Source organism: Muricoccus radiodurans (assembly GCF_050154705.1).
Taxonomy (GTDB): Bacteria; Pseudomonadota; Alphaproteobacteria; order Acetobacterales; family Acetobacteraceae; genus Roseomonas; species Roseomonas radiodurans.
In genome coordinates, this window is record NZ_CP189561.1 from 4822533 (window position 1) to 4848444 (window position 25912).

The following is a 25912-nucleotide window of genomic DNA, read 5'->3' on the forward strand; positions in this document are numbered from 1 at the left end:
CGGTCAGAAGAGAATGGAGAACGAGGCGATGATCGCTCGTGTCCTGTCCGGCTTGCTCGGAGCGGTCGGCCTCGCCGTCGCGTTGTCGGCGCCCACCGCCGCCGATCCGCTGCGCATCGGGCTGTCGGCCCCGATCACCACGCTGGATCCGCACTTCTACAGCACGTCGCCGAACAACGTGGCGGCGTTCCACGTCTATGACCGGCTGCTGCAGCGCTCGCCGGAGGGGCGCGTGCTCCCTGGTCTCGCGACCGCCTGGCGCCCGGTCTCGGAGACCACCTGGGAGTTCGCGCTGCGGCCCGGTGTCACCTGGCATGATGGCACGCCCTTCACCGCCGCGGACGTGGCCTTCACCATCGAGCGCGCGAAGAACGTCCCGAACAACCTCGGCGGCTACGAGAACCTCGTGCGCCCCATCACGCAGGTGGAGGTAGTGAACCCCCTGACGATCCGCCTGACCACCGCGGCCCCGACACCGAACCTGCCGGGGGACCTCACCTTCATCGCGATCCTCTCGTCCCGCGCGGCGCGCGAGGCGACCACGGCGGATTTCAACGCCGGCCGGGTGAGCATCGGGACGGGCCCGTACCGCTTCGTCAGCTTCACCTCGGGCGACCGCCTCGTCCTCGCCCGGAACGGCGCCTGGTGGGGGCCGCGGCAGGCGTGGGAGAGCGTGACCATTCGCATGGTCACGAACATCGCGGCGCGCACCGCGGCCCTGCTCGCCGGCGACCTCGACATCATCGAGGCGCCCTCCGCCTCCGACCTGCCGCGGCTGCGGGCCGACGGGCGCGTCTCGCTCTTCGCCGTGCCGGGCGGACGCATCGCCTATGTCAACCCGATCTACCAGCAGGGACAGGGCGCCGAGCCCATCACGGACAAGGAGGGACGGCCGCTGGCGGAGAACCCGCTGCGTAATCTCCGGGTCCGGCAGGCCCTTTCCATGGCGATCAACCGGACCGCGATCGCGGAGCGCATCCTCGGCGGCACCGGCGTGGCCACGGGGCAGTGGCTGCCGCCCGGCTCCTATTCCTATGTGGACGACGTCGGCGTTCCGGCCTTCGACCCGGCACGCGCCCGCGCGCTGCTGACCGAGGCCGGCTATCCCAATGGCTTCCGCATCACGCTGAGCACGGCGAATGACCGCACCGCCTATGCGGTGGAGATCGTGCAGGCCATCGCCCAGATGTGGGCCCGCATCGGGGTGGAGACGGCGGTGGAGGGGCTTCCCTTCTCCGTCTACTCGCCGCGCGGCTCCCGCCAGCAGTTCCAGGCGTATTTCGGCAGCCTCGGCAACCCGACGATGGAGGCCGGCCTGCTGCTGCGGAATCTGCTGATGACGGTGAACCCGGCGACCGGCGCCGGCACTTACAACTGGAGCCGCTACTCCAACGCTGCGCTGGACGCGCTGATCACCCGCGCCCTGACCATCGTGGACGACACGGAGCGGGAGCGCGTGCTGATCGAGGCCGAGCGCATGGCGCTGGCCGACGTGTCCTTCCTACCGATCTATCAGTTCCAGAACATCTGGGCCACGCGACGCGGCCTGCAGTACGAGGCGCGCGCGGACGAACTCACCTTCGCCATGGGCGTGCGACGGGCACAGTAGAGGCATCATGTCCGATATCCTGGTCCAGCGGCCCTTCAACGCGCTGGCGATCGTCGTCATCAACCGACCGAGCCGGCGGAACGCGCTGAACGAGGCGGCGTGGCGCGACCTCGGGCAGGTCTTCACGCGGCTGCGGGAAGATGCGGCGCTCCGCGCCATCATCCTGACCGGCGCTGGTGGCGCCTTCTGCGCCGGCGACGACATCCTGGCCTTCGCCGCCGTCCGGGACGACCCGCCGGCGCGGCAGGCCTATTGGGACCACATCATGGCCTGCTACGCCGCGGTCTCGGCCGCGCGCGTGCCGGTCATCGCGGCGGTCAGCGGGCCCTCCGTCGGGGGCGGCTGCACCCTGGCGCTGCGCTGCGACTTCCGCATCGCCGACCGGACCGCCCGCTTCGGCGTGCCGCCGGCGAAGCTGGGCCTCGTTTATCCGGCGGACAGCACGCAGTTGCTCGTCTCGGCCACCGGTATCGGGATGGCGAAGCGGATGCTCTACACGGGCGCGCTCATCGGGGCGGAGGAGGCGCTCGCCTGCGGCCTCGTGACCGAGTTGGCGGATGATGCCCTGGCGGCGGCCAAGGCCTTCGCGGAGCCGATGCTGGCCAGCGCGCCGCTCTCCATCGCCGCGGCGAAGCTCGCCTGCGACGCCGCCATGGCCGGCCGCATCTCCGAGGTGGCGGAGGAGGTCATGGAGCTCTCCCGCCGCGCCGATTCGAGCGAGGACTACCGGGAGGGCACACGCGCCTTCGCCGAGAAGCGGGTTCCGCATTTCGTGGGGCGCTGACATGGACTTGGTTGCCGCCTCGCAGGGCAATGCCTACGCCGCCTTCCGCGCGCGCTTTCCGCAGGATCTCTCCCGCACCTTCATCGAGAGTCTTGACGGTCGGCGCGTCTCCTATGCCGCACTCGAGGAGACGACGGCGCGGCTGGCGAACCTCCTGCGGTCTCTCGGCGTGGGGCCCGGCGACCGCGTGGCGGGCCTGCTGGATAAATCGCCCGAGGGCATCATGCTCTACCTCGCCGCCTGCCGGACAGGCGCGGTCTACCTGCCCATCCATGTGGACCTGACCGCGTCGGAGGTGGACTACATCCTGTCCGATGCGGAGCCGTCGCTGCTGGTCTGCCGCCCCGAGCTGGCGGCCCGCCTGCAGGCCCGGGCGGATGTCGGCGGACGCCACCTGCTCACCCTGGATGCACGCGGTAGAGGCACCCTGGTCGCGGCCATGGGGGAACAGCCCGCGGAGTTCGCCACCCCGCCGGGCCGGGCGGAGGACCCGAACGCGATCGTCTATACCTCGGGCACCACCGGGCGGCCGAAGGGCGCGATCATGACGAACGGCCTCGTCGTATGGAACGCGCTCGCCCTGGCGGAGCGCTGGCGGATCACGGCGGACGACGTCCTGCTGCACGCCAACCCGATGGCCTTCGGCCTCTTCGGCACCACTACCCCGGTGCTCGCGGCCGGTGGGAGCCTCCGGCTCCTGCCGAAGCTCCAGGTGGACGATGTGGTGGCGGCGTTACCTGGGGTGACGATGTTCTCGGGAGTTCCGACCTACTACGCCCGGCTGCTCAAGCATCCCGGCTTCACCCAGGCATGCTGCGCGGGGATGCGGCTCTTCGTCACGGGCTCCGCGCCCATGCGGGCCGACCTCTTCGACGCCTTCGCCGACCGCACCGGGCATCAGCTTCTCGACCGGTACGGCATGACGGAGGCGCTGATCATCACCTCCATGTCGCTTGATGCTCCGCGCCGGCCCGATACATCCGGCACGCCGCTCACGGGCTGCGAGCTGCGCGTGGTGGACGAGGCCGGCGATCCCGTGCCGGCGGGCCATGTCGGCATGATCGAGTTGCGACAGCCCTTCCCCTTCGCCGGCTACTGGAGGGCTCCAGAGAAGACGCGCGACGCCTTCCGGCCCGAGGGCTGGTTCATCACCGGCGACTTCGGCCGGCTGGACGAGGACGGGAATCTCAGCGTGCTCGGGCGCGGCGTGGACCTCATCATATCGGGCGGCCTGAACGTCTATCCGAAGGAGGTGGAGACCGGCCTGAATGCCCTGCCCGGCGTGGCGGAATCAGCTGTCATCGGCGTGCCCCACCCGGATTTCGGGGAAGCGGTGGTGGCCGTGGTGCAGCTCGAACCGGGGGCGGACTTCTCGCCGGCCGGCGCCCAGGCCGCCCTGTCGCGCGACCTCGCGCGCTACAAGGTGCCGAAGCACGTGGCCGTGGTGCCGGACATGCCGCGGAACACCCTCGGCAAGATCCAGAAGGCGCTTCTCAAGACGCAGTTCCGCGACCTGTTCGCGCCGGCTGTCCCGTGACAGCCCGAGAGAGCCGCGTCCCCGCCCGGCCCGGCCCGCCCGCATCTCGCGGGGAGCGCAGCCCGGTCCGTCGTCTCGGTCGCCCTGTCCAAGGCGGGGCCGCGCAGGCGCCTTCGGCTGCGGCCGACGTCAAGGCGCGTGACCCCCGCCTTTTCGTCGGATCGATCGAGAAGGCCATGGCGGTGCTGGAGGTGTTCGAGACGGCCGGCCAGCCCCTCTCGATGTCGGATGTCGTGGCCCGCACCGAGATCGGCCGCAGCGCGGTGCAGCGCTTCCTCTATACGCTGCATCATCTGGATTACCTGGACCGCGATCCCGCGACGAAGCGCTACGCCCTCGGTCACAAGGTGCTTCGGCTCTATCGCGGCTTCGTCGGCGGCCGCTCCACGCTGGAGCGCGCGCGACATGCCATGCTCGAGCTCAACCGGGAGACGCGCGAGTGCACCTCCTGGGTGGAGCTGCTGAAGCAGGAGATCGTCATCGTCGAGAACCTGCCCAGTCCGCAGATCACTGCCGTCACCCTCGCGCCTGGGCTTCGGTTCGAGGCCTTGTCGGCCTCCTCCGGCCAGGTGTTGATGGCCCATGCCCCGGCGGAGACGGTGGAGCGCATCTTTGCTGCCTCCAGTCCCCTGGCGCGGGAGAGGGCGGGCGCGGAGGACATCGGGGGCCTCCGCCGCATCCTGGACCGCGTGCGGGCGCAGGGTTATGCGCTGACGACCAAGGCTTTCGACCAGGAGAGCCTATCCATCTCCGCGCCGGTCTTCGATGCGCGGCGGATCGCCGTGGGGGCGATCAACCTCTCGACGCTGCGCAGCCGCTTCGATCGCAAGGAGGCGATGGCCGATCTTGTCCCGGCGGTGCTGGCGGCGGCCCGGCGAGCCAGCGCGGATGGATCGCTCTAGAGTTGCGCGTGGTGAACGCCACGATACCGGCTGCCAGGAGCCGCGCGAGGCCCGGCGCCGAACGTCGCGACGATTGACGCTTCTGCACCGTCCTGCGAGCGTTCCCTGCATCCGGAAAGAGGAGGCTTCGATGATGGCGGAACCGAAAGGGCCGGGCCACAATCTCGATCCGCAGCAGGCCCGCATCGACCTTGCGGCCGCGCTCCGTTGGGTCGCACGGCTCGGCTTCCATGAGGGCGTCTGCAACCACTTCTCGGTCATGCTGGCGCCGGACCGCTTCCTGATCAACGCGCACCAGACCCACTGGTCCAAGGCGCGGGCGAGCGACCTCCTCGTGATCGACGATCGCGGCCGCGTGCTGGAAGGCGAGGGCCAGCCGGCGATGACCGGCTTCAACATCCACGTCCCGATGCATCTGCAGACCGGGCACCGGGTGATCATGCACACCCACATGCCCTATGCCACGGCCATCACCTGTATCGAGGGCGGGCGACTGGAGATGGTTCACCAGAACGCGGGACGTTTCTACGGCCTTTGCGCCTACGACGAGGACTTCAACGGCTTCGCCCTGGGGACCGACGAGGGATCGCGCATGGCCCGCATGATGGGGCATCACCGCGTGCTCTTCCTCGGCAATCACGGCGTCGTCGTCGCGGGGGACTCTGTGGCGGATGCCCTGGACGACCTTTATTACCTTGAGCGCGCCTGCGAGATTCAGGTGCTCGCCATGTCCACCGGCCGGCCGTTGCGTCACATTCCCGAGGAGAAAGCGCTCGCGCTGCGCGACTTCCCGACCCGCCGGGACAATGCACGCATGCTGCTGGCTGCGGTGCGGGGAATTCTGGATGAGGAAGAGCCGGCCTACGCGTCCTGAGTGCGGCGTGGCTCACCTAGGGGAGAGAAGAAGAACTTCTCTCCATCGGACCCTTGTTCCTCACTCTAGAGGCTTGGATCGATGATGGCGCCAACCCGGTTGAGTTGCGAAATGGTCAGCCTGGCGGCCTAGCACGACTTTGGCAGAGGTCCGACGAGGTGTCCGACAAGGCTGCGGTGGCCGTGTGGACCGTCGCGCGGCTGTGGGCCGGAGAGGACGCGCAGGACGGCGTGTCGGACGGCCGGGAGGTTCGGCTCAGGTGAGGGGCTGCCCCGCCACCTTCTTCCCTCACTCACGCGGCCCCGTCGGGTCTGCCGGAAGGCGAAGGCCAGCATCGTCATCAGCCCCTGGCGGTGCCGCGCGATCTAGGAGCTGCCCTCGAAGTGGCCGAGGCCGAGTTCCTCCTCCATCTGCTGGTAAGTCTGCTCGTACAGCCGCCGCGCCCTGATGGGGGCCGCGAGGTGACGGAATGAGCTGTCGCCGCGCCGGTCGAAGGGTTGGCACGTCCGCTCGCTCCCCCACCCGACGCTCGCCGTCAAAGTCGGGCAAGACACGTGAAGACACCGAGGAAGCCCTCTGTTCAGGGCCCAAACGAACCGGCGGGTCACCGGTGAGCAGCACGGATCGATCATAGACCCGGGCTCGCCCATTCATAGGACTGACTACCACACCTGTTCCACACGAACGGCTCAATACTACCTACGGTTGTTTCTCTGAAATCAAACAACCCGAATCACCTCCCCAATAAGTAGCATCCGGGCAGCACCTTCTCGCGTAATGATAGTTGTCAACACAATTAATCGACGTCTCGCGCACCATTTGTGCATTCCCCGCACTTCCGCGACTTGTCTCAGATATTAAGAAAAGTTAGCCCATTCCGCACTGCGGATCGCAGCGAGGCCATTTCCTCGCGATTTTTGGGGGAAGCACAAAAGTGAATGCCATGTCTCAGGGGACCAATCAGGCCGATTCCTACAACGGCACGACGGTCGACAACGCCTATGATGGCCTCGGCGGCGACGACCAGCTGTTCGGACGTGGCGGAAACGACTCGCTTCTCGGAGGTGGTGGCAACGACCTGCTCGATGGGGGGAGCGGCAACGACACGCTCGACGGCGGCGCCGAGAACGACCGCCTCTTCGGCGGAATCGGCAACGACTCCATCGTCGGCGGCAGCGGCACCGACATCGCCGAATATGAGGCGCTCCTCACCGTCCTGAACATCACGCGCGCCGACGGCACCTGGTCCGTCCAGACGGGCGGGACCGAGGGCACGGACATCGTCCACGGAACCGAGGCCATCATCGGGGGCGACGGCAGCGCCTTCCTTCTGGTGGACGACAACGGTGACGGCTTCACCTCGATCCAGGCCGCCATCGACTACGCGGCGACGCTGACCGGCGACGTGACGATCCTGGTCGCGGCCGGCACCTACGGTGCCTTCACCGTCGGTGCCGGTACCCCCAGCAGCCTCCTGATCCGTGCCGCTGAGGACGGGGTTGTCGTCCAGGGCAATCTGCGGGCGAGCGTCGGCTTCTCGACGAGCGAGTCCTTCGCCGACCAGCTCCGCGACGGCGATGCGCCCACGGGCTATCTCTCCAATGACGGATCGAACGCCGGCGTGACCATCGCGCGTTCCAACGTCACCCTCTCCGGCATCACGATCGATGACTTCGGGGCTGGCATCTACTTCACGGGAACGGTCAACAACACCGACCTCACCGACGTCACGATCAGCAACGCTGGCATCGGCATCTCCGTCACCAGCAACGGGGCGTTCATCAACGACCTGAACATCTCGGGCGGTACGATCCGCGACACCGACGAGGGCATCCGCGCCTTCACCGCCGCTGGCGCCGCAGGGTCCACCATCACGGCCCTGACGATCGCCGGGACGAGCTTCAGCAATCTCACCTCCAAGGGTATCTATCTGGAGGCCCTCGACGGTGGATCCTTCACCGACGTCACGATGACGGATGTGGGTGATTACGGGCGGACGCTGTATGGTTGGGACGCCGGGAATGTGGGGCTGGCCGGGGCCGGCATCGACCTGAACCTGAAGTACCGGGACTACACCGGCGACATCACGATCTCCGGCTTCACCATGACGAATGTCGGCACGTCGGAAGGCGCGCTGCCGCCCGGCATTGGCACGCCCCAGGCGAGCGGTGCCGCCATCAGCGTCAAGGCGCGCGACGATGCGAGCTACGCGGGCAACCCTGCGACGCTGTCCGGCGACGTCACCATCTCCGATGGCACGATCACCGGCACGTCCACCGGCATCCGCGTCGGCGAGGTCCGCGATCCCGCGGCCCCGGAGCTCAACAAGTCGCACATGGGCGGCACCGACGTCACCGTCGCGAACGTGACGGTGACCGACACGGCGACTGGCCCGGGCTTCGGCAGCTTCGACAACCGCACGACCGATGCCAACCTGACCGTCAGCTACGATGACGACGCCGCGCAGACGATCATCGTCGCTCCGAACAGCTTCGGCGGCGTGTCGATCGATGCTGGCGGCGGCAACGACGCCGTCAGGGGCGCGCTCGGGGATGACAGCCTGACCGGCGGCACGGGCAACGACACGCTCAGCGGCGGTGGTGGCAGGGACGTCGCCTTCTATGAGGCGGCTCCCACATCGATCACCTTCGACGGCACCAGTTGGGCGGTGACGACGGTGGGTGAGGGCACCGACACCCTCAACGACGTGGAAGTCGTCGCGGGCGGAGGCGCGCGCACGCTGCTCGTGGGAGGCGGCGGCTTCGCCAGCCTCCAGGAGGCGATCGACGCCGCGCTCGACGGCGATACCATCCTGATCGCGGCGGGCGATTACGCCTCGTCCACCATGAACATGGAGGGCAACTCCTCCCTCGGGCTGCGGATCGATAAGTCCGTCACGATCCTTGGCCTGGGCGCCGACGGCCAGCCGGTCACGGATCGCGCCGGCATTGCCGTCACGATCGCCGCGGTGGCCCACTCGGAGTCCATCTGGGGCACCAACTTCTTCGTCACAGCCGACAATGTGACAATCCAGGGTATCCGCTTCGTCGCGACCGATAGCAACGCGCAGTCGGGCTACGTCAACAAGGCCTTCGAGATCGTCGCGAACAACTTCCAGCTGCTGGACAGCGCGGTGGAAGGCGCCGCGGGCCTGCCGGTCTACTCCGCTCTCTACTTCAATGACGCCGTCGTTCCGGCCGGCACCGGGGCGGACCCCGCCTTCGTGAGCCGGATCGCGTCCTACACGATTGATGGCAATGCGATCACGGGCGACATCAACTTCACCAACGGCACCGGCCTGAACGTCACCGGTCCGAGCACCTCGGTAACGAACAACCTGTTCGTGGCCCAGCCGGACGAGTTCTCCTGGGGCGTGGGGGTCACCGGCTACGAATCCTCCGTCGGCTGGCGCAATGCCAGCGCGGTGGCGCCGGAGGTCTTCGCGAACAACACCTTCGAGCCCGGCTTCAACCGCTACATCTACGCCGGTGACGAGAACCCCGCGAACATCGCCACGGACCTGGCCTATTTCGAGGCCTTTGTGGAGAACAACAACCTCGACCAGTACGCCTATGTCACGGATGCTGGGGGCACAGCCCTTCGCACCGTTGAGGATGCAGGCGGCTTCGATGAGGTGAACCTCTACGCCCATGCCGGGGATGCGAGCGGCGCGGCCCTGGCGGGCGACCGCCTGGTCGTGAACAGCGGCGACGGCACGGACAACGAGACGATCCAGACCTCTGGCCTGACCGTTGTCGCGCTCGAGGGTTCGGAGGACCTGAACCTCACGCTCGGCACGGGCGTCGCAGACGTCACCCTGGCCGACTATGACGCGGAGACCGGCGCGGGCGCGAACGTGGACGTGACGGGCAACGCCCTTGCGAACACCATCGCCGGCAACTCCGGCGCGAACGATCTCTCCGGCCAGGGCGGGAATGACACCCTCTCCGGCGGCGGCGGGAACGACACGCTGGGCGGCGGCGCGGGCTCTGACACGGCCAGCTACACGGGCGAGGTGAGCTCGATCACCTGGAACGGCGAGGGCTGGACCGTCGTGACCGCGGAGGAGGGCACGGACACCCTCGACGCCTCGGTCGAGCGGGTCACCTCCGCGGCGGGCTCCACCTGGCTCGTCTCGGATGCCGCGCAGTTCGAGGCGCTGTTCGATGGCGATGCCACGAACGGCGAGGCCGCGAACGGCGACACGGTCCTGATGGCGGCGGGCACCTACTCGCTCTCCTCGACGGTCACGATCGGCGTCGGCGTCACCATCCTCGGCCCGAACGCCGGCGTGGCCGGCAATGCCGAGGCGCGCGGCGACGACGCGATCATCGACGGCAGCCTCCGGATCACCGCGACGAGCAAGGTGGTGCTGGACGGGCTCTCGCTGCTCCATGACGGTGCGGCGGGCACAGCCTGGACCGGCATCCAGGTGCTGGCCTTCTCGGCCGACCCGCACGTGATCACCAACACGGTGTTCGAGCGTGACAACCCCTCCGACACGCTTCCGGCCAGCTTCGTCGGTGGTGGATCGGTGGCCCAGGTCATCGGCATCGAGGTCTCGGGCAGCCCGGCCGGGACGGGGCTGACCATCTCGAACAACCTCTTCGTTGGCGAGAACCCCTACGTCTATGGTGCCGACAGCTTCGCGCGCGGCATCTACACCAATGGCGGTGTCGGGACGGTGGCCATCACGGGCAACGTCTTCGATCGGGTTCGCGCCGGTATCAACGCGGACAATTACGACAATGCGGATTTGATCTCCGGCAACACCTTCCAGAACTCCGGCTCCGGGGTCGTGATCGGCACGCCGACCTCCGGCGTCATCACCGGTGTCACGGGCAACGTCTTCGGCACCGTGAATGACGACCTGAGCCTTCGCAACGCGGGGGCGGTCAACCTCGACGTGGACCTCGTCACCCTGGGGAACACGGTGGGGTCGCCGACCGACACCTTCGTCTTCTACGGCGCGAACGGGTCGGACACGATCCGTGGCCTTGAGACGGCGGACGCGATCGACGGGAATAACATCTCGTCATCCGCCACGGATGCCGATCTGCTGGACGGACGTGGCGGCAACGACACGCTGGCCGGCCAGGGCGGGAATGACACGCTGCTCGGCGGCGCCGGCTCTGACGCCCTTCTGGGTGGCAGTGGCGACGACATGCTGGTCGGCGGTGCGGGGTCCGATTCCGTCGTCGGTGGCGACGGCTTCGACACCGTGAAGTACGACGCCGAGACGAGCGGGGTCGTCATCTTCCTGGATGTCCTGGACGGGACGAACTCCGGCGCGGCCGTGGGTGACACCCTCACCGGGGTGGAGGCCGTGATCGGGACGGGGTACGCCGACCAGATCTTCGGGAATGACCAGAGCAACCTGCTCTCGGGCGGCGCCGGAGATGACGAGCTCACGGGCGACGAGGGCAACGACACCCTGGTCGGCGGTGCGGGCGGCGACACGATCAGCGGCGGGGCGGGCTTCGACACCCTGGACTACACGGCGTCTTCCGCCGGGGTGACCGTCTCGCTGCAGGCCCAGGCCGGGACCGGCGGCGACGCTGGTGGCGACGTCTTCGAGGATGACATCGAGGCGGTCCTCGGGTCCTCCAGCAACGACGTGCTGACCGGGAACCTGGCGGCGAACCTGCTGTCCGGCAACGCGGGCAACGACACGATCATCGGCGGTGCCGGGGCGGACACGCTGTCCGGCGGGGACGGCATCGATACGCTGTCCTACGAGACGGCGGTGACGGCGGTCTCGGTGAACCTCAAGACTGCGGCCACCGCCTTCGGCCATGCCAGCGGCGACGTGATCAGCGGCTTCGAGAACCTGCGGGGCAGCGGCGCCAACGACACCCTGACCGGCAGTGATGGGGCCAATGTCATCGATGGCCGCGGCGGCAACGACAACATCGACGGCGGTGAGGGCAATGACAGCCTCCTCGGCGGCGCCGGCAGCGACACGCTGGCGGGCGGCATCGGGGCGGACACGCTGGATGGTGGGACCGGCACCGACAGCCTCGTCGGTGGGGCGGGCAACGACACCTACTTCATCGACAGCCTGTCCGACGTGATCGCCGAGACGTCCAACGGCGGGACAGACACCGTCTATGCGTCCCTGAACTTCGCCCTCGCGGCGGGTCTGGACGTGGAGGTGGTCCGGGCGGTGGCCGGCCTCGGTGCGCTCTCGCTCTCGGGTAACGGGATGGACAACCAGCTCTATGGCGCGGAGGGGAACGACACCCTGAGCGGCGGCGGCGGGTCGGACGTCCTTGTCGGCAATGGCGGGGCCGACAGTCTGGTCGGCGGCACCGGCAACGACGCCTATTACGTGGACGGGGCGGACATCGTGGTCGAGGCGGCCGGTGGTGGCAACGATGCGGTCTATGCCTCGGTCAACTTCACCCTGGGCGCCGGGCAGGAGATCGAGTTCCTGATCGCGAATGGCGGCTCGACCGGCCTCGTGCTCACCGGGAACGAACTGGCCAACCGTCTCACCGGCGGGGCAGGGATCGACACCCTCGTCGGTGGTGCGGGAAGCGACATCTATACCGTCGGGGCCGGCGACATCGTGCAGGAGGGGGCCGGCGGGGGGACGGACATCGTCTATGCCTCGACGAACTACACGCTCGGTGCGGGTCAGGAGATCGAGTACCTCTTCGCGAATGCCGGCTCCACCGGCCTCGTGCTGACCGGCAATGCGCTGGCCAACCAGATCACGGGTGGTGCCGGTGCCGACACGCTGGCCGGCGGTGCCGGGAACGACATCTACTACATCGGTGCGGGCGACACGGTGGCGGAGGTGGCCGGTGGAGGCACCGACACGATCTTCTCCTCGGTGAACTTCACGCTCGGGGCAGGGATCGAGGTCGAGGTGCTCCGCGTCACGGCCGGGGTCGGGGGGCTGACGCTCACCGGCAATGAGCTGGCCAACCAGCTCTACGGCGCGAACGCGGCGGATGTCCTGAACGGCGGGGCCGGCGGCGATGTGCTGGTCGGTGCGGCCGGGGCCGACACGCTGAACGGCGGCGCCGGCAACGACGTCCTGATCGGTGGTGCGGACAGCGACACCTTCATCCTGAGCAACCTCGCCGCGGATCGGGACGTGATCAGCGACTTCGTCAGCGGCACCGACCACCTGCAAGTCTCCGCCTCGCTCTTCGGCGGTGGGCTCTCGGCCGGTTCTCTGGCGGCTGGCCAGTTCGTGGCGAACACCACGGGCCTGGCGGGCGATGCTGACGACCGCTTCATCTACAACACGGCCAGTGGCGTTCTTGTCTACGACGTCAATGGTTCGGCGGCCGGCGGGGCTGTTCAGATCGCCACCCTCACCGGCATGCCGACCCTGACCGCCAGCGATTTCGCCATCGTTGCGTAAGGTCGGCCCGTGACCTCAGGCCGGCGTTGTCGTCACGGCGACGCCGGCTTGTTCTCTCTTGAATGAGCGTATCGGTGACGGTCGTGCTCGTTACGGAGTGAGGATTCCTGCCAAGCGGAGGTGAGGTGGCGGTCAGTGCTGCCCGTGAGCGCCGCCTGCCCTGTTTGGTGACATCGTGCTGGCTTGGGCGCCGAGTGACCGGGCTGCCCGAGCACCTGCGGGAAGGGGCGCCTGGACGCGTTTGACGCTGACACGGGGGCTGTTGAGGAGGGGCAGGCCTCTGCCCAGCCTCTCAGCGAAGCTCCTGCACAGCGCGCCAGGCCTCGTCGATCGCGGTCTGCGCATAGGCGCTCCAGCCCGCGTCCGAGTTCGCGATCGCGACGCGCCCCAGTGGGCGGCGCGCCACCGCCATGGTGGCCTCCGGCACCCGGGCCTCCTCGGTCAGCGCCGCGGGATCATAGGCATAGCCATGTGACCATCGGTTGACGGTCAGGCCGGCGATGTCCCGCCCGTCGTCGAAGCCCGGTCCCAGCATGCGGCGCAACTGATCCCGAATGCCCTCCTCGATCGCGTCGAAGGGGGTGCCCAGCAACACGCCCCGGCCTGCGCGATATTGGGCGCGCGCGTCCAGCCCTTGGTTCGGGGCGACGGGCGCCCAGACCATGTGGACCAGGATCGGTTCGTCCGGCTGGCGCGGGCAGCGGTAGCCGCCCAGGTCCACGGGGAAGTCCAGGTTGGTGCGGCTCCAGGTCGCCGCGGGGGCGTGAATCAGGTGCACCCCTCGCTCAACGAAGGACTGCCACCCCCGCAGCGCCACATTGGCGTAGACGAGCGGCGCCTTCACGTTTCCCGCGAGCGCGGTTCTCTGATCATCCGGCAGGTCGGGCAGAAGGTGCGGCACCATCATGTTCCAGCCCGCCAGCACCACCGCCTCCGCGCGCACGCGCTCCAGCGCGCCGCCACGTAGGTAGCCCAGCTCCACGGGCCCCTCCGGCCGCCGTACCGCGACGACGGTGCTGTTCAGCCGCAGCCGCACCGGCGCCCCCGCCTCGTCGAGCCGCGTGTAGTCGAAGGGCGCCAGCACGATGCTGTCCATGCCGCGCCCCGGCGCCGCAGCCGGGATCAGTTCCCGCACCAGCAGGCGCGCGATCGAGGCGTTCCCGTCGGGAAAGTGGTGGATGTACGGTTCATGCGCCTCGACCCCCTGGGCGGCGCTGCCGAGGCCGAGACCCGCAAAGCCCGGCAGGTCCAGCTCCTGCGCGGTGCGGGCGGCGACCAGATCGGCGCCCGCGGCGAAGAGGTCGAGGCTGCGGTTCTGGAAATAGGACGCCGCTGCCTCGCTCAGCCCGGCCTTGCCGATCAGGAAGTCGCGATATGTGATGCGGTCCAGGACGCGCCGCTTCTCCTCCGCCGTCAGGCCCGCAAGGTGGTCCCGCGGCGTCTCGTGTAGGTCCAGCAGCGCGGCGCGGTCCGCCTCGCCGAGCGGGAAGTCGGCGATCAACTCGCGAATCGGCCGGGCGTGCGCCCGGCCGTCGCGGAGCCACTCGTCTGGCAGGCGGGTGGGGTCGCCCGTCACCAGCCGGTCCTCGCCGAAGGTCTCGCGATCGAAGAAGATCCCCCGGCCCATGCCGAGGGATGGGTACAGCTCCCGGTCGAAGGCCGTCTCGAAACGCGCCACCTCGACACCGAGCTCGCGCAGCAGCTCCTTCACGACATCGCTGTGCGACGCCGGTGAATCGAGCGTCTCGCTCCCGCCGTAGCCAAGCAGCAGTCGGCCGCCGACGGTGAACTCGTTGCGCCGGGCGTGGCCACCGAAGTCGTCGTGGTTGTCCAGGATCAGGACCCGCGCGCCGGGATGCACCCGCCGGTGGAACCAGGCGGCGGCGAGGCCGCTCAGCCCGGCCCCCACCACCACGAGGTCGTAGCGTTCCTCCGACGATGGCAGCGAGGCGAGGTCGAAGGACTCGCCGGACAGGCCGAGCCGGTGCGCCGCCTCGTAGGATCCATCATGGCTCCCCCGCAGGCCCGTCAGCGCCGGGGGATAGGAGGCTGGCCCAAGTTGGGCCAGCGCGGCCCGGGGGGACAGGCCTGCCGCGACCGTCAGGGCGAACCCGTTCAGGAAGTCGCGTCGCGTGATGCTCACGGCGGAACTCTCCTCGGGGTGTGGTGGGACGTGTCAGAGGGTCTTGAGAAACTCCACCAAGTCCCGTCGCTGCGCCTCGGTCAGGGCCGGGCCGATGGTGCCGTTGCCACGTGGACCGTCCCGGAAAGCGTGTCCGCGGTTCGAATTGCCGGAGATCGTGGTGTCGAAGCGGAAGCCCCCCTCGAAGGGCCCTGTCTCGAAGCCGACGTCGCGTGGGTTGAACTGGCGGCTGCCGACGTAGAAGGCCACGTCGCGCTGCTCCGGGGGGATCAGCATCTGGTACAGGGTCGGAACCGAGCCGTTGTGCAGGTAGGGGGCGGTCGCCCAGAGGCCGTCCAAGGGACGTGCTCGGTAAGCGGCCGGGGATCGCCACTCATTCGCCCTGTAGCCGTCCATCTCCCGACGCTGATCGGCCGGCACGCTGTTCTGCTCGTACCAGGTCCGGATCACTTCCGTGGTGACGCGCTGCAAGCCCTCTGCCGCCGAGACCGGTGTTCGGGACGAGGAGTCGAGATATGCACGGCGGCGGACGAAGTTCATCGCGGCATTCGGGTCGGTGCCGATGCGCTCCAACGGGATCATGTTGAGGCGGAGTTCCTGACGCTCCAACTCTCCCGGACCGCCCGCCACCGTGGCCCATCGCCCCTCGTGACAACCGGCGCAGAGCTCCCTGTACAGCACCGCTCCACGCGCGGCGGCGGTCCGATCGATCGGGCCCAGGAGCTCCTCCGGCCAGGGCGGCGGGCGCAGACCGGCGCGAGGCACAGGGCCAGCCAGTAGGCGTTCCATCTCGTGAATGGTCTCGATGCGCACGGTGGAGCGGTAGAGCTGCTCGGGCGGCCCTGACAGCTTCGTGCCGGCGCGCACGCCCATCGCCTCGGCGACGTTCCGGCCCATCGGCTGGCGGATGGCGCCGTTGTACTGCACCCAGTCGAACCAGGGCGCGTCCCAGAGAGCAGGAAAGCTCACCGGCGCATCCGCCACGGCGAAGTTCCGCCGGTCGTTGAGCACCGTGCCGAAGACGAAATTCCCGCCGCGGCCCAGTGCATCGAGCCGGCCGAAGCCTTCCGCCACCGGGTAGAGCCGCCCCTGCCGGGCCATGCCGAGTTCGTCCCGCCCGGCCGCGACGATGCGATCCAGCCGGGCACGGAGTCGCTCCCGCGCGGCGGGGGTATCCTCTGCGCCGAGGACGGCCGGCGCGAAGCGCCCGAAGCGGGGTTCGGATTGCTGCGTCAACAGCAGGGCAACACCCAACTGACGTTGAAACGCGCCCGTGTCCGTCATGGCCGGGCCGCCGTCGATGCGGATGGCGCGGCCGCCACGTTCGATCTGGCCGGTATGGCAGGCTGCACAGGTCAGGCCGACGATCGTCTCGGGTTTTCCGTCCTCGTCGGGGAAGCGATCGTCGGGCGCGAAACCCACCGGGAGGCCATGCGGATTTGCCGCCGAGGGTGGGTCGGGCAGGAAGCCGAAGCGCGCCAGGTAGTCCGGTGCCGAGAAGCGCGGCGCGCCGGTCAGGCTGAGTTCGGGCTGCTCAAGTGCCAGGAACCAGGACAGGGGCAGCAGCCGTGTGCCCTGTGAGGCATGGTAGAACCAACGTCGCTGGGCATCCGTCCAGTTCTGCTCGGCGAAGGTCAGGTTCCCTGGCGGATTGTAGGCGGGCAGGTTGGCGCAGCCCACCGAGAAGGCGCCGAGCAGCGCCGCCGAGATGACAGCCGTCGCGTACCTCGGCATGGGCGTGCATGTCCCCGCGTCGTCCTGACGCGAGTCTAGGCGCGATCATTTCGCTTCACAATCGGAGGATGACACACGTCGCCATGGGAGCGGATCAGAACGGTGACGGCAATTCGTGGCCTGGAAGCGGATCCGACAAGCATTGGTTCAAAGCCAGCCCATCGCGAGACCTGATTGTTCCCACTGTCGTTCTGCGGCGCCATGGCGACTTTTCCGCCGTCGTCGCCGGCCTTCACCAAGCACTCCGCCTCACTTTCAAGCAACGCTCACGCGCAACGATCGCGGCACACCTTTCGTCTACGCGGGCATCGTGATCCGGTCGACATCGGCGTCCAACTCGGGCGATTGCGGATTCATTTACTGAAGCGGGTCGATGGTGTGGCCCGACGGCCGACTGCTCCAGCCTCTGCCGGTCACATAAAGTTTAATGTAAGTAAAAATCCCAACTACCGGGACATTTTGTAGACAGAACGCGAAATATGCAACCTAATCAATATATTAGTTCGCCGCCCAATCTGCGCTCGTACAACATAAATGCTGTTAACTTTTTTCCTTCCACACCATTTGTGTAGTGTCCAAGGAAGAGGTGCACCCATGGTACGCGCCGAGCCGCAGCAACGACAGGGCAGCAACGATCAAAGCAGCGCTGTTCAGGCGATACAGGACTTGGCCCAATACGCCCAGATGCGCAGGCTGACCGTGGCGGATGAGTTGCTCGCGGAGATGCTTGCCGCTCTGCACCGTCCGAACGGCGCCGCGACCCATCTGGAGGTTCTGCGAAGCGAGAACCGCTCCATGAATGTGCTGCGTCTCATGTGCCAGGCCGACGCGCCTCGGCGAAGCCGACGCATTCCAGTTCTTGAGGGCGAGGACCGGCGCAGCTGACAATCGCCGTGTGCTCTGCGCGCTTCTAAAGGCCCGCTCGCCGACCGTCTCTGTCCGTCGAACTTACCACGTGTCCTCAACGGGTCGGCCGGCTACCCAACGACGATGCGCCGAGCGGATGTGTTGGCTTCGGCTCGAAGAGGAAGGCCCGAAGGCGACGATAAGGAAGCTGTAGAGACTCGCTTGCACCGCGGAGGTGTCCCTTCACGCCGGTCCTCTATGTGGATGCAAGGTCTTTGGATCTGGCCCATTTCCGACCCATCATGACCGGACCCGGGGCGTGAATGTGTTCGGCGTTGAGCCGGGACTTCGTTGCAGGTGGCCTCAGGCTCTCAGCGCTGGCAGGACCTTGTCGCCGAAGATCTCGATGAACCGCCGCTGGTCGGTCCCGACATGGTGCAGGTCGATGCTTTCAAAGCCGATTCCGGCACACTCGGCAAGCCAGTCCACGTGGCGGGCCGGATCGGCGGAGACATGCACCGGCCCCCGCAGATCATCGGGCCGGATGAAGCGGGCGGCGGCCTCGAAATGGGCGGGCGTGCGCAGGTCCCAGTTCACCTCACCGCCCAGCAGGTTGAAGCGCCATTGCTCATGGGCCTGCCGCAGGGCCTCCTCCTCGGTCGGGGCCCAGCAAAGGTCGGCCTTGAGGTAGATCGGCTTGCCCTCCCCACCACCCCGCCGAAAAGCGGCGACGGTGCGGCGGAGCGCCTCCGGCCGGCTCCCGGCGGTCAGCAGCCCGTCGGCCCAGCCGCCGACCCATTCGGCCGTCTCCTCACTGATCGCCGCGCCGATCAGTCGGGAGGGAAGTTTCGGGCGGGACCAGATCCGGGCCTCGACCACGGTGACGCGGCCGCGATGGGTAACGGTCTCCCCGGCCAGGAGGGCACGGATGATGTCCGCTCCCTCGCGCAGCCGGGCATTGCGCTCCGCCTTGTCGGGCCAGGGCTGGCCAGTGACGGCCTCGTTCATCGCCTGGCCGCTGCCCAGCGCCACCCAGGGTAGGCGCCCCGGGAACAGCTGCCCGAGGGTGGCGATCGCCTGGGCGAGCACGGCCGGGCTGTAGCGCCAGCCACCGGGAACGCTGATGATACCGAAGCTCAGCTTCCTCGTCGCCTGCATCGCAGCGCCGAGCCAGGACCAGGCGAAGCCGGACTGCCCCTGTACCGCCGCCCAGGGCTGCAGGTGGTCGGAGGAGAAGGCGGCGTCGAACCCCGCCGCCTCCGCCTGCTGCACAAGGTCCAGAAGGTCGCGCGGCGGGAACTGCTCGTGCGACACGTGGTAGCTGAAGCGGGTCAACGATCGGCGGCCTGGGCCTTGGCCTCCCGGTTCTCGGCCAGGGCGGGGCGGCGGCCCGAGAGATCGAAGCGGTCGCCGGCGCAGAGCACGTGCAGACGCACGTCGTGGATCGACAGGGCGCGCTCCGCCTCGGCCTCCGCGATGTTGGAGTGCGACACGCCACCCCCATCCACGACGTAGACGCCGCCGCTGCCCAGCACCTCGAAGCGGGATTCACGGAGGATAATGGCGGTGTCCTCGTCGATACCGATGCCGAGCTCCCGAGGATTCTGCGCGACGGCGCCGAGCAGGCGGCCGATCCGGCCCCGCTCGGCGAAGTGCTGGTCGATGATGACGTCCCGCACGAAGCCGAGGCCGGCCGCGAGGTGAAGGTCGCCGATCCGGTGCGTCTCCTGGCTGCTCCCCTTGACCAGCATCGTATCGCTCATCGCCGAGGCCCCGGCAGAGGTCCCGGCGATCACACCGCCGGACTCGTGGATCTCGCGCACCCGTCGCTCCACCGGCGTGTCGCCGAGCTGGCTGCTGATCCGGAGCTGGTCGCCGCCGGAGAAGAACACGCCGGCCGCCCCGTCGAAGAGGCGGAGCTTCGCCTCGTCATGCGTCTCGGAGCGCTCCTGGATGTAGAGCTCCACAAGGTCCGTGATGCCCAGCGCGCCGAAGGCCTGGACATAGGAGTCGAAATAGCCCTCCGGCGCGTGGGACGCCACGGTGGCCACGACAAGGCGGCCGCCTTTCAGGTGCTGCGCGACCTCGCGCAGGATGGCGCGGTCGCCCTCCTTGTCCTCATGCCCACCGATGATGATCAGCGGTCCCCTTTCGGGCCGGTGAGCCTTAGCCATGCCGCGCGTCCTCGTCCCGGTGCAGAAAGGCTCGCAGCTCTCCACCCTCCCTCGCGATGCCCACTGCGAAGTGCTGGCTGTTGTGAGCCCAGCCGATCCGCCCCATCCTGTCGAGCGCGATGCCGCCCGCCTCCCCGCCGGTGCGGGACAGGCGGGCGATGGCCGCCTCCATCGACGCCTGCGGCCCGCCCGTCTCCATTCCCTGGACGACGCGGGCCGCGAGCAGGCTCCGCGAGATGCTCTCTCCGTCTCCGGAGAAGACCGTGGCTCCCGCCGCGTCATCGGCATAGAGGCCGCAGCCCGGCAGGGGGGAATCTCCCACGCGGCCGGGATGGCACCCCTCCAGCCCGCCGGTCGAGGTGCCGGCGGCGAGGTGGCCGCGGCTGTCCAATGCGATGCAGCCGACCGTGTCGTGCGCCGGCTCCGTCTCGGGCACGAGCAGTTCCGCCGGCTGGCAGAGTTCGGCGCCCCGGGCTGCCGCAAAGGATCTCGCGCCCTCGGCCACCAGCAGCGTCGGCGTCTCCCGCAGCATCAGCCGTGCGATGGAGACGGGGTGGCGCACCGCGCGGATCGCGGCCACACCGCCGAGATCGAGCGTCGCGCCATCCATCAGGGCGGCGTCCATCTCCACCTCTCCGTCCGAGTTTCGGACGGAGCCGCGGCCGGCATTGAAGGTCGGGTCGTCCTCCAGCACGCGGATGGCCGCCTCCACCGCATCCAGCGCGCTGGCGCCGGCGCGGAGCATCGCGGCACCGGCAGCCAGGGCGTCGAGGCATCCGGCACGGTTCGCCGCCTCCTTCATTGGATCGATGGATTTTGCACCCCCGTGCAGCACGAGCACCCAACCCGTCAGGTCCTCTTGCACGGTCAGGCGATCTCCCGCGCCAGGGCCGGGGCGCTCTCCGGCTGGAAAGAAAGAACCTGCGCCCAGACTTCTCCGACGGAGGTCGGCAGCAGCACGACAAGGTCGCCCGGCCGTGCCATCCGCAGGCAGAGGCCCGCCGCTTCCTGCTCGTCCAGCACGCGGTGCAGCCGCGTCTCCGGGAAGCCGGCGTCCAGGACGCCCTCGGCGATGATGCGGATGACCTCGCCCGCGGGGCGACCGCGGCCGTCCGGGCGCTCGCGCAGGACCACCTCGTCGAAGGCGCCCGCGGCGATCCGCCCCATCTCCCGCATGTCCTCGTCCCGGCGGTCGCCGGGGGTGCTGACCATGCCGATGACCCGCCCTTGCGGGGGCCGCATCCTGGTCACGAGGTTGCAGAGTGCGGCCAGTCCGGCCGGGTTGTGGGCGTAGTCCATCAGGACCCGGATGCCGCCCACCTCGTGCAGGTTCAGCCGCCCCGGGCTCTGCTCGAAGGAGGTGGAGAAGGTCTGGAGGGCGGCGCGGATCACCGGCGGCGCGACGCCCTGCGCGTAGGTCATCGCTACGGCCGCGAGGGCGTTCTGGATGTTGAAGCCCGCCAGCCCGCCGAGAGTCGCGGGGATTTCCGCCGCGCTCATCAGCGGCAGGCGGCGACTGTCGTCATGGACGATGATCTCGCCGCCCGGCTCCTCGTGCGTCACGGCCAGGCCGCCGGCGGCGATATGGGCCCGCAGGGCATCGGACATCGCGGACCCACCCCGCATGGAGAAGAGGGCGATCCGGCCGCCCGCGTGCCGCTCCATGGCCAGGGTGAGCGCGTCGTCGGCGTTCAGCACGCTGCACCCGTTGCGGCGGACGGCTTCCACCACCACCGACTTCACCGCGGCCAGGTCCTCCAGCGTGTCCACCTCCTTCAGGCCGAGATGGTCCGCCTGGACGTTCAGCACGGCGCCGACATCGCATTCCTCGAAGGCAAGCCCTTCCCGGAGGATGCCGCCGCGGGCGGTCTCGAGGACGGCGGCCTGCACGGTGGGATCGCGCAGCACCATGCGAGCGCTTCTCGGGCCGCTGGAATCGCCGTCTGCCACCTTGTCATCGTTGATCCAGATGCCACTCGTGCTGGTCATCCCGACCGTCAGGCCGGCACGCCGCATGATGTGCGCGACCATGCGGGTGGTGGTGGATTTCCCGTTCGTCCCCGTGATGGCGAGGATCGGGATGCGGCCGGTGGCACCGTCCGGGAAGAGCATGTCGATCACGGGGCGAGCGATATCGCGCGCCCAGCCCTCGAAGGGCTCCAGATGCATGCGGAAGCCCGGGGCGGCGTTCACCTCCACGATGCCGCCTCCCGTCTCGCGCACGGAGCGGGAGATGTCGGGGGCCAGGAAGTCGATTCCCGCCACGTCCAGCCCGATCGCCAGTGCGGCGCGGCGGGCGATGCAGGCATTGTCCGGGTGGATGTCGTCCGTGCGGTCGATGGCCGTGCCGCCGGTGGACAGGTTTGCGGTGTCGCGCAACGCGACCCAGCAGCCCGCCGCAGGCACGCTTTCCGGCGTCAGCCCGTTCCTGGCGAGCAAGCAGGTCACGTGGTCATCCACCACGATGCGGGTCAGCATGCTCTCATGCCCCGTGCCCCGGCGGGGGTCCCGGTTCACCGTCTCGATCAGCGCGGCGATGGTCTGCTCGCCGTCGCCGATCACATGGGCGGGCACGCGCTGCGCCACCGCGCGCACCTCGCCGCCGATGACGAGGATGCGGTGGTCATGGCCCTGGAACTGCTGTTCCACGATGACGCGACGGCTGTGGCGGACGGCCTCCTCGAAGCCGCGCTGGACCGCCTCAGGCGTGTCGAGATCGAGGCTGACGCCGCGCCCGTGGTTTCCGTCCAGGGGCTTCGTCACCACGGGATAACCGAGGCGCTCGGCCTCTCGGACCGCCTCCTCCGCGCTCCGGACGAGGGCGCCGCGCGGCACGGGCAGGCCGGACTCTGCCAGGAGCGTCTTCGTGAGGTCCTTGTCCCCCGCGATGTCCACCGCGATGGAGGAGGTGCGACCGGTGATGCTGGCGCGCAGGCGCTGCTGCGCCGCTCCGTGGCCGAGCTGGACAAGGCTGAGGTCGTCCAGCCGCATCACGGGAATGCCGCGCCGCTCGGCCTCCTGCACGAGGGAGCGGGTGGTGGGGCCCAGTGCGGAACGGCGCACGATGCGGGCCAGCGCTCCGACCGCCGCCGGCACGCCGCCGCCTTCCGCCATAGGGTCGTCTCCATGGAGTTCATCCAGGCCCGTCACGCCCCGCAACGCCGGTGGCAGGAGAGAGTCCACGATCTGCAACGCGAGACGGCCGGCGAGAAGCCCGGCCGCTTCCTCGCGGTAGGCGAAGAGGACATTGTAGTGGCCGGTGCGGCCACGGACCGAGCGCGTCTTGCCGCGGGTCACCTTTGATCCGGCCCGGGTCTGCAGCTCCAGCGCGACGTGCTCCGCGACGTGGCCGAGCCAAGTGCCCTCCCGCAGGCGGCGTACGAATCCGCCAGGCGACCGGAAGCAGCAGCCATGCTCCTGCAGGCCTGGCAGCGCAGCGAGCAGCCCGTCCGTGAAACCGGGCAGGCGGTCGGTCGGGAAGGCTTCCAGCGCGCCCAGATCCAGCCGGATCCGCACCATCGGCGTATGGCTGAAGAGATGCGGCCCCCTGTAGAGGGCGGTATGAAGAACACGCATCGGCCGCACCGGGACCTGGACCTCGGCGGCTGGGACGTCGGGCGTCATGGACTAGCCTTGTTGGTTGGTTGTGGGACGTCCTCGTCGCCGAGGGGGATCGACCTGCGATGGGTGGAAAGAGCGATGGACTTCCGGAAGCGATCCGGGGCGTCTCGTGCACGACAACCTCCGATGAGGTGCCTGCCGCATCGGAGTCACGCTCGGTGGTCGGTTCGGCAGGCGCAGTGCACGCCAGTGTCGGTAAGCAGGTCGGCGGGCGTCGGTCTTATCACTGGTTACTTGGTCAGGCCTTATGGCTGCTTCTCGCAGAACGGTGATCTCATTGCAGCGCACAAGATGGGATCAGGATCCATCTCTGCGGCCGGGCCGGTCAGGATAAAGACCGGCTCCATTCCCTCTGCCCCGATCGGGAAAGAGGTCCTTAGGAGGCGGAAGGCTCGTGATCCCGGACGATACGACGCAACCTCTCGCTGAGCAGTCGATCACGGCTCTCCATCCGTTCAAGAAAGCGCTGAGCGGAGGGGAGCAGGTCGGTGAGGCCAAGCTCGACGAGGTTAACGATCATCTCCCGCTGACGCGCGATGCGAGCCTTCTGCTCGCGTGCGTGACGCAGCGCATCCGGGCATATTGGGTCGAGCGGAGTCATGGGCACCTCGCGTGCAGGGATCGTGTTGAAGTCAGCCGGCGTGATCATGGGCGGCGTATCGCCTTTGCGAGCTCCCTGCTCAGCACGACGTGGGACTGCTTCATCGCGTCCAACAGCCGGTAGGCGCCGGGCAGGAGATGCTGCTGTTCGGATGTCTGCAACAACCTGATCTTCCTTTCCTGTTGCTCGACGGTGCTGCTGCTGTTGGACCCGCTTCAGAACCCCTTCCCACTCCCCCGACTTTGCCATCTCCGGGCCGCTTAGACGGGAGCGGTCGACAGCACGGTCAGCCAACCGCACATGTCAGACCCCACGTCCCCTTGCCCCGTGCCGAGCCGGGCTGAGCCCTTTGGCGAGGACGTGCACTATCGCAACGCAGTACGATAGGGGAACGTCAGGAGCGGCCGGAGGCAGTGTCTGTCGAAGCGTCTGGCTGCGGCTCACGCCGAAGCAGGTAGGCGACGGCGCTCGGCTTGGGACCGGCCGTTTGAACGGCGACGGCAAGATCCAGTTCGGACAACCTGAAGGCGTTCGCCCAGCGTCGAACGCTGACGGGATCATGCAGATCGATCCGCTCGTCCTTCCTCGGCAGCGCCGAAAGCGAAGCATCTGCCATTTGCGCCTCCCTTGTGCGAAAGCGCGTGCATATGTCCGGACAGAAGTGCCTTCATTATCCTCTGTTAGTGGGGACCGGCCGCCGCCGCATTCCGCTCGAAGAAGAGGTGTCGGGGCCGAGATCGCTCGACGGATGATCCTCAGTCCGACCATTCGCACCAGATCGTCAGCCGTACCCTGCAGAGCACGCGGCCAACCGGATCCCGGATGATCACGAAGAGTTCCCGCAAGTCCCCACTCGCCAGGAGCTCCCGTCCCATGGAGGGGAGGGCCGCCATGGCTTCGTCCCGGACAGCCTGCAGGTCCCGCGCTTCGAGGCCGATCTCGTCGCGGATGAACCGATCGCCGTCCGATGTGTCGACGAAATAATGGGGCACGGACCAGCCTCACTCCGTGGCGGCCACGCCGGCAACCACCTGGGTTAAGCGCTCGGCGCGTCGAACCTCGAAGGGCACCGGCCCGGTGCATTCACGATCCAGCGCTCAGCCGCCTGTAGGTCCGGAAGTGGGGTGCGTCGGCGGGTCCAGTCGGCCAGAGCCGTGTTCCGGGAACGATTCGCCGGCTACCTCGTGCTCCGTTGATAAGCGGACGAGCACGGCGACCAACCGGTCTCCCGCATGGACCGGCGGCCCCTCCCCGTCAGGAGCGCCGGCTACCACCTGCACGGAATGTCAGTAAGCGTCAGGGTCGTCCTTTGTGGTCTTGATGAAGGTAGGTGGGATCGAACGCGCAGAGTTCCTGCAGTCCCTCCCACCTCAGCACCGTGACGGTGGATTTCGTCCACGCGATCAGACCCTCCCGGCGCAAGTCCTGCAAGACGCGGTTCACATGGACCGTCGAGAGCCCGAGTGCATCTCCGAACTCGCCCTGGGTCACCGACAGCTTGAACGACAGGTCTGGCGCGAGATCGACGGCCCGGAGGCGCAGCAACATCTCGCAGAGAAGGTGGGATGCGCGCTCGTGAGCGGTGCGCTGGCGGCAGCTCCAACTCGCCTCTTGTCCTGAGGCATGAGCGGAAGTGGGGAGGTCTCACCGTGGGACTGGAAGAGTGAGTAGAATTAGCCGCGTTCTTGACGGCCGTGGGCGACATGCTG

Annotated in this window: 17 protein-coding genes; 8 read left to right on the top strand and 9 right to left on the bottom strand. The window is 68.4% G+C overall.

What is annotated here, in order from left to right:
* Positions 1 to 28 precede the first annotated feature (28 nt).
* The 6 genes from ACP6CK_RS22510 (at position 29) to ACP6CK_RS22535 (ending at position 13084) form a co-directional block, all read left to right on the top strand.
* On the top strand, positions 29 to 1609 hold the full coding sequence (locus tag ACP6CK_RS22510; protein ID WP_426955554.1) for an ABC transporter substrate-binding protein: 1581 nt from the start codon (positions 29 to 31) through the stop codon (positions 1607 to 1609).
* A gap of 7 nt (positions 1610 to 1616) precedes the next feature.
* Positions 1617 to 2393: an enoyl-CoA hydratase/isomerase family protein gene (locus ACP6CK_RS22515; RefSeq protein WP_426955555.1), complete on the top strand. Its 777-nt coding sequence runs from the start codon at positions 1617 to 1619 to the stop codon at positions 2391 to 2393.
* A 1-nt stretch (position 2394) separates the two neighbouring features.
* On the top strand, positions 2395 to 3930 hold the full coding sequence (locus ACP6CK_RS22520; RefSeq protein ID WP_426955556.1) for an AMP-binding protein: 1536 nt from the start codon (positions 2395 to 2397) through the stop codon (positions 3928 to 3930).
* Positions 3927 to 4832: an IclR family transcriptional regulator gene (locus ACP6CK_RS22525; RefSeq protein ID WP_426955557.1), complete on the top strand. Its 906-nt coding sequence runs from the start codon at positions 3927 to 3929 to the stop codon at positions 4830 to 4832. Before ACP6CK_RS22520 ends, ACP6CK_RS22525 begins: the two co-directional genes overlap by 4 nt.
* Positions 4833 to 4962: 130 nt before the next feature.
* Positions 4963 to 5706 (top strand): class II aldolase/adducin family protein, encoded by a 744-nt coding sequence (locus ACP6CK_RS22530; RefSeq protein ID WP_426955558.1) that lies wholly within the window; start codon positions 4963 to 4965, stop codon positions 5704 to 5706.
* A gap of 943 nt (positions 5707 to 6649) precedes the next feature.
* Entirely contained in the window at positions 6650 to 13084 is a 6435-nt protein-coding gene (locus ACP6CK_RS22535) for a hypothetical protein (RefSeq protein WP_426955559.1), read from the top strand.
* 292 nt (positions 13085 to 13376) lie between these two features.
* Here the strand turns inward: ACP6CK_RS22535 and ACP6CK_RS22540 are convergent, their stop codons facing one another.
* Positions 13377 to 15227, bottom strand: a complete 1851-nt coding sequence (locus ACP6CK_RS22540; protein WP_426955560.1) for an NAD(P)-binding protein — start codon at positions 15225 to 15227, stop codon at positions 13377 to 13379.
* Positions 15228 to 15260: 33 nt separating this feature from the next.
* Positions 15261 to 16961, bottom strand: a complete 1701-nt coding sequence (locus tag ACP6CK_RS22545; protein WP_426955561.1) for a di-heme-cytochrome C peroxidase — start codon at positions 16959 to 16961, stop codon at positions 15261 to 15263.
* A gap of 594 nt (positions 16962 to 17555) precedes the next feature.
* On the opposite strand from ACP6CK_RS22545, the gene ACP6CK_RS22550 reads away from it, so the two are divergent.
* Complete coding sequence (locus ACP6CK_RS22550; protein WP_426955562.1) at positions 17556 to 17846, top strand: hypothetical protein; 291 nt, start codon at positions 17556 to 17558, stop codon at positions 17844 to 17846.
* A gap of 324 nt (positions 17847 to 18170) precedes the next feature.
* Here ACP6CK_RS22550 and ACP6CK_RS22555 read toward each other — a convergent pair whose 3' ends face one another.
* The 4 genes from ACP6CK_RS22555 to cphA are packed head-to-tail and all read right to left on the bottom strand — an operon-like array spanning position 18171 to position 23605.
* Positions 18171 to 19142 carry a TIGR03885 family FMN-dependent LLM class oxidoreductase gene (locus tag ACP6CK_RS22555; RefSeq protein ID WP_426955563.1) on the bottom strand — a complete coding sequence of 324 codons (972 nt, stop codon included), beginning with the start codon at positions 19140 to 19142 and terminating at the stop codon, positions 18171 to 18173.
* Positions 19139 to 19981: a cyanophycinase gene (locus ACP6CK_RS22560; RefSeq protein WP_426955564.1), complete on the bottom strand. Its 843-nt coding sequence runs from the start codon at positions 19979 to 19981 to the stop codon at positions 19139 to 19141. Before ACP6CK_RS22560 ends, ACP6CK_RS22555 begins: the two co-directional genes overlap by 4 nt.
* Positions 19974 to 20846 (bottom strand): isoaspartyl peptidase/L-asparaginase family protein, encoded by an 873-nt coding sequence (locus ACP6CK_RS22565; RefSeq protein ID WP_426955565.1) that lies wholly within the window; start codon positions 20844 to 20846, stop codon positions 19974 to 19976. Before ACP6CK_RS22565 ends, ACP6CK_RS22560 begins: the two co-directional genes overlap by 8 nt.
* Positions 20847 to 20848: 2 nt before the next feature.
* Positions 20849 to 23605 (bottom strand): cyanophycin synthetase, encoded by a 2757-nt coding sequence (cphA, locus tag ACP6CK_RS22570; protein WP_426955566.1) that lies wholly within the window; start codon positions 23603 to 23605, stop codon positions 20849 to 20851.
* 391 nt (positions 23606 to 23996) lie between these two features.
* Between cphA and ACP6CK_RS22575 the strand changes: the two genes are divergently transcribed.
* Positions 23997 to 24326, top strand: coding sequence for a hypothetical protein (locus ACP6CK_RS22575; protein WP_426955567.1), 330 nt, complete (start codon positions 23997 to 23999; stop codon positions 24324 to 24326).
* A gap of 271 nt (positions 24327 to 24597) precedes the next feature.
* Here the strand turns inward: ACP6CK_RS22575 and ACP6CK_RS22580 are convergent, their stop codons facing one another.
* The 3 genes from ACP6CK_RS22580 to ACP6CK_RS22590 form a co-directional block, all read right to left on the bottom strand.
* Positions 24598 to 24819, bottom strand: coding sequence for a DUF3606 domain-containing protein (locus ACP6CK_RS22580; RefSeq protein WP_426955568.1), 222 nt, complete (start codon positions 24817 to 24819; stop codon positions 24598 to 24600).
* A 139-nt stretch (positions 24820 to 24958) separates the two neighbouring features.
* Positions 24959 to 25195 carry a DUF6894 family protein gene (locus tag ACP6CK_RS22585; protein WP_426955569.1) on the bottom strand — a complete coding sequence of 79 codons (237 nt, stop codon included), beginning with the start codon at positions 25193 to 25195 and terminating at the stop codon, positions 24959 to 24961.
* 304 nt (positions 25196 to 25499) lie between these two features.
* On the bottom strand, positions 25500 to 25751 hold the full coding sequence (locus tag ACP6CK_RS22590; RefSeq protein ID WP_426955570.1) for a helix-turn-helix domain-containing protein: 252 nt from the start codon (positions 25749 to 25751) through the stop codon (positions 25500 to 25502).
* Between the last annotated feature and the right edge of the window lie 161 nt (positions 25752 to 25912).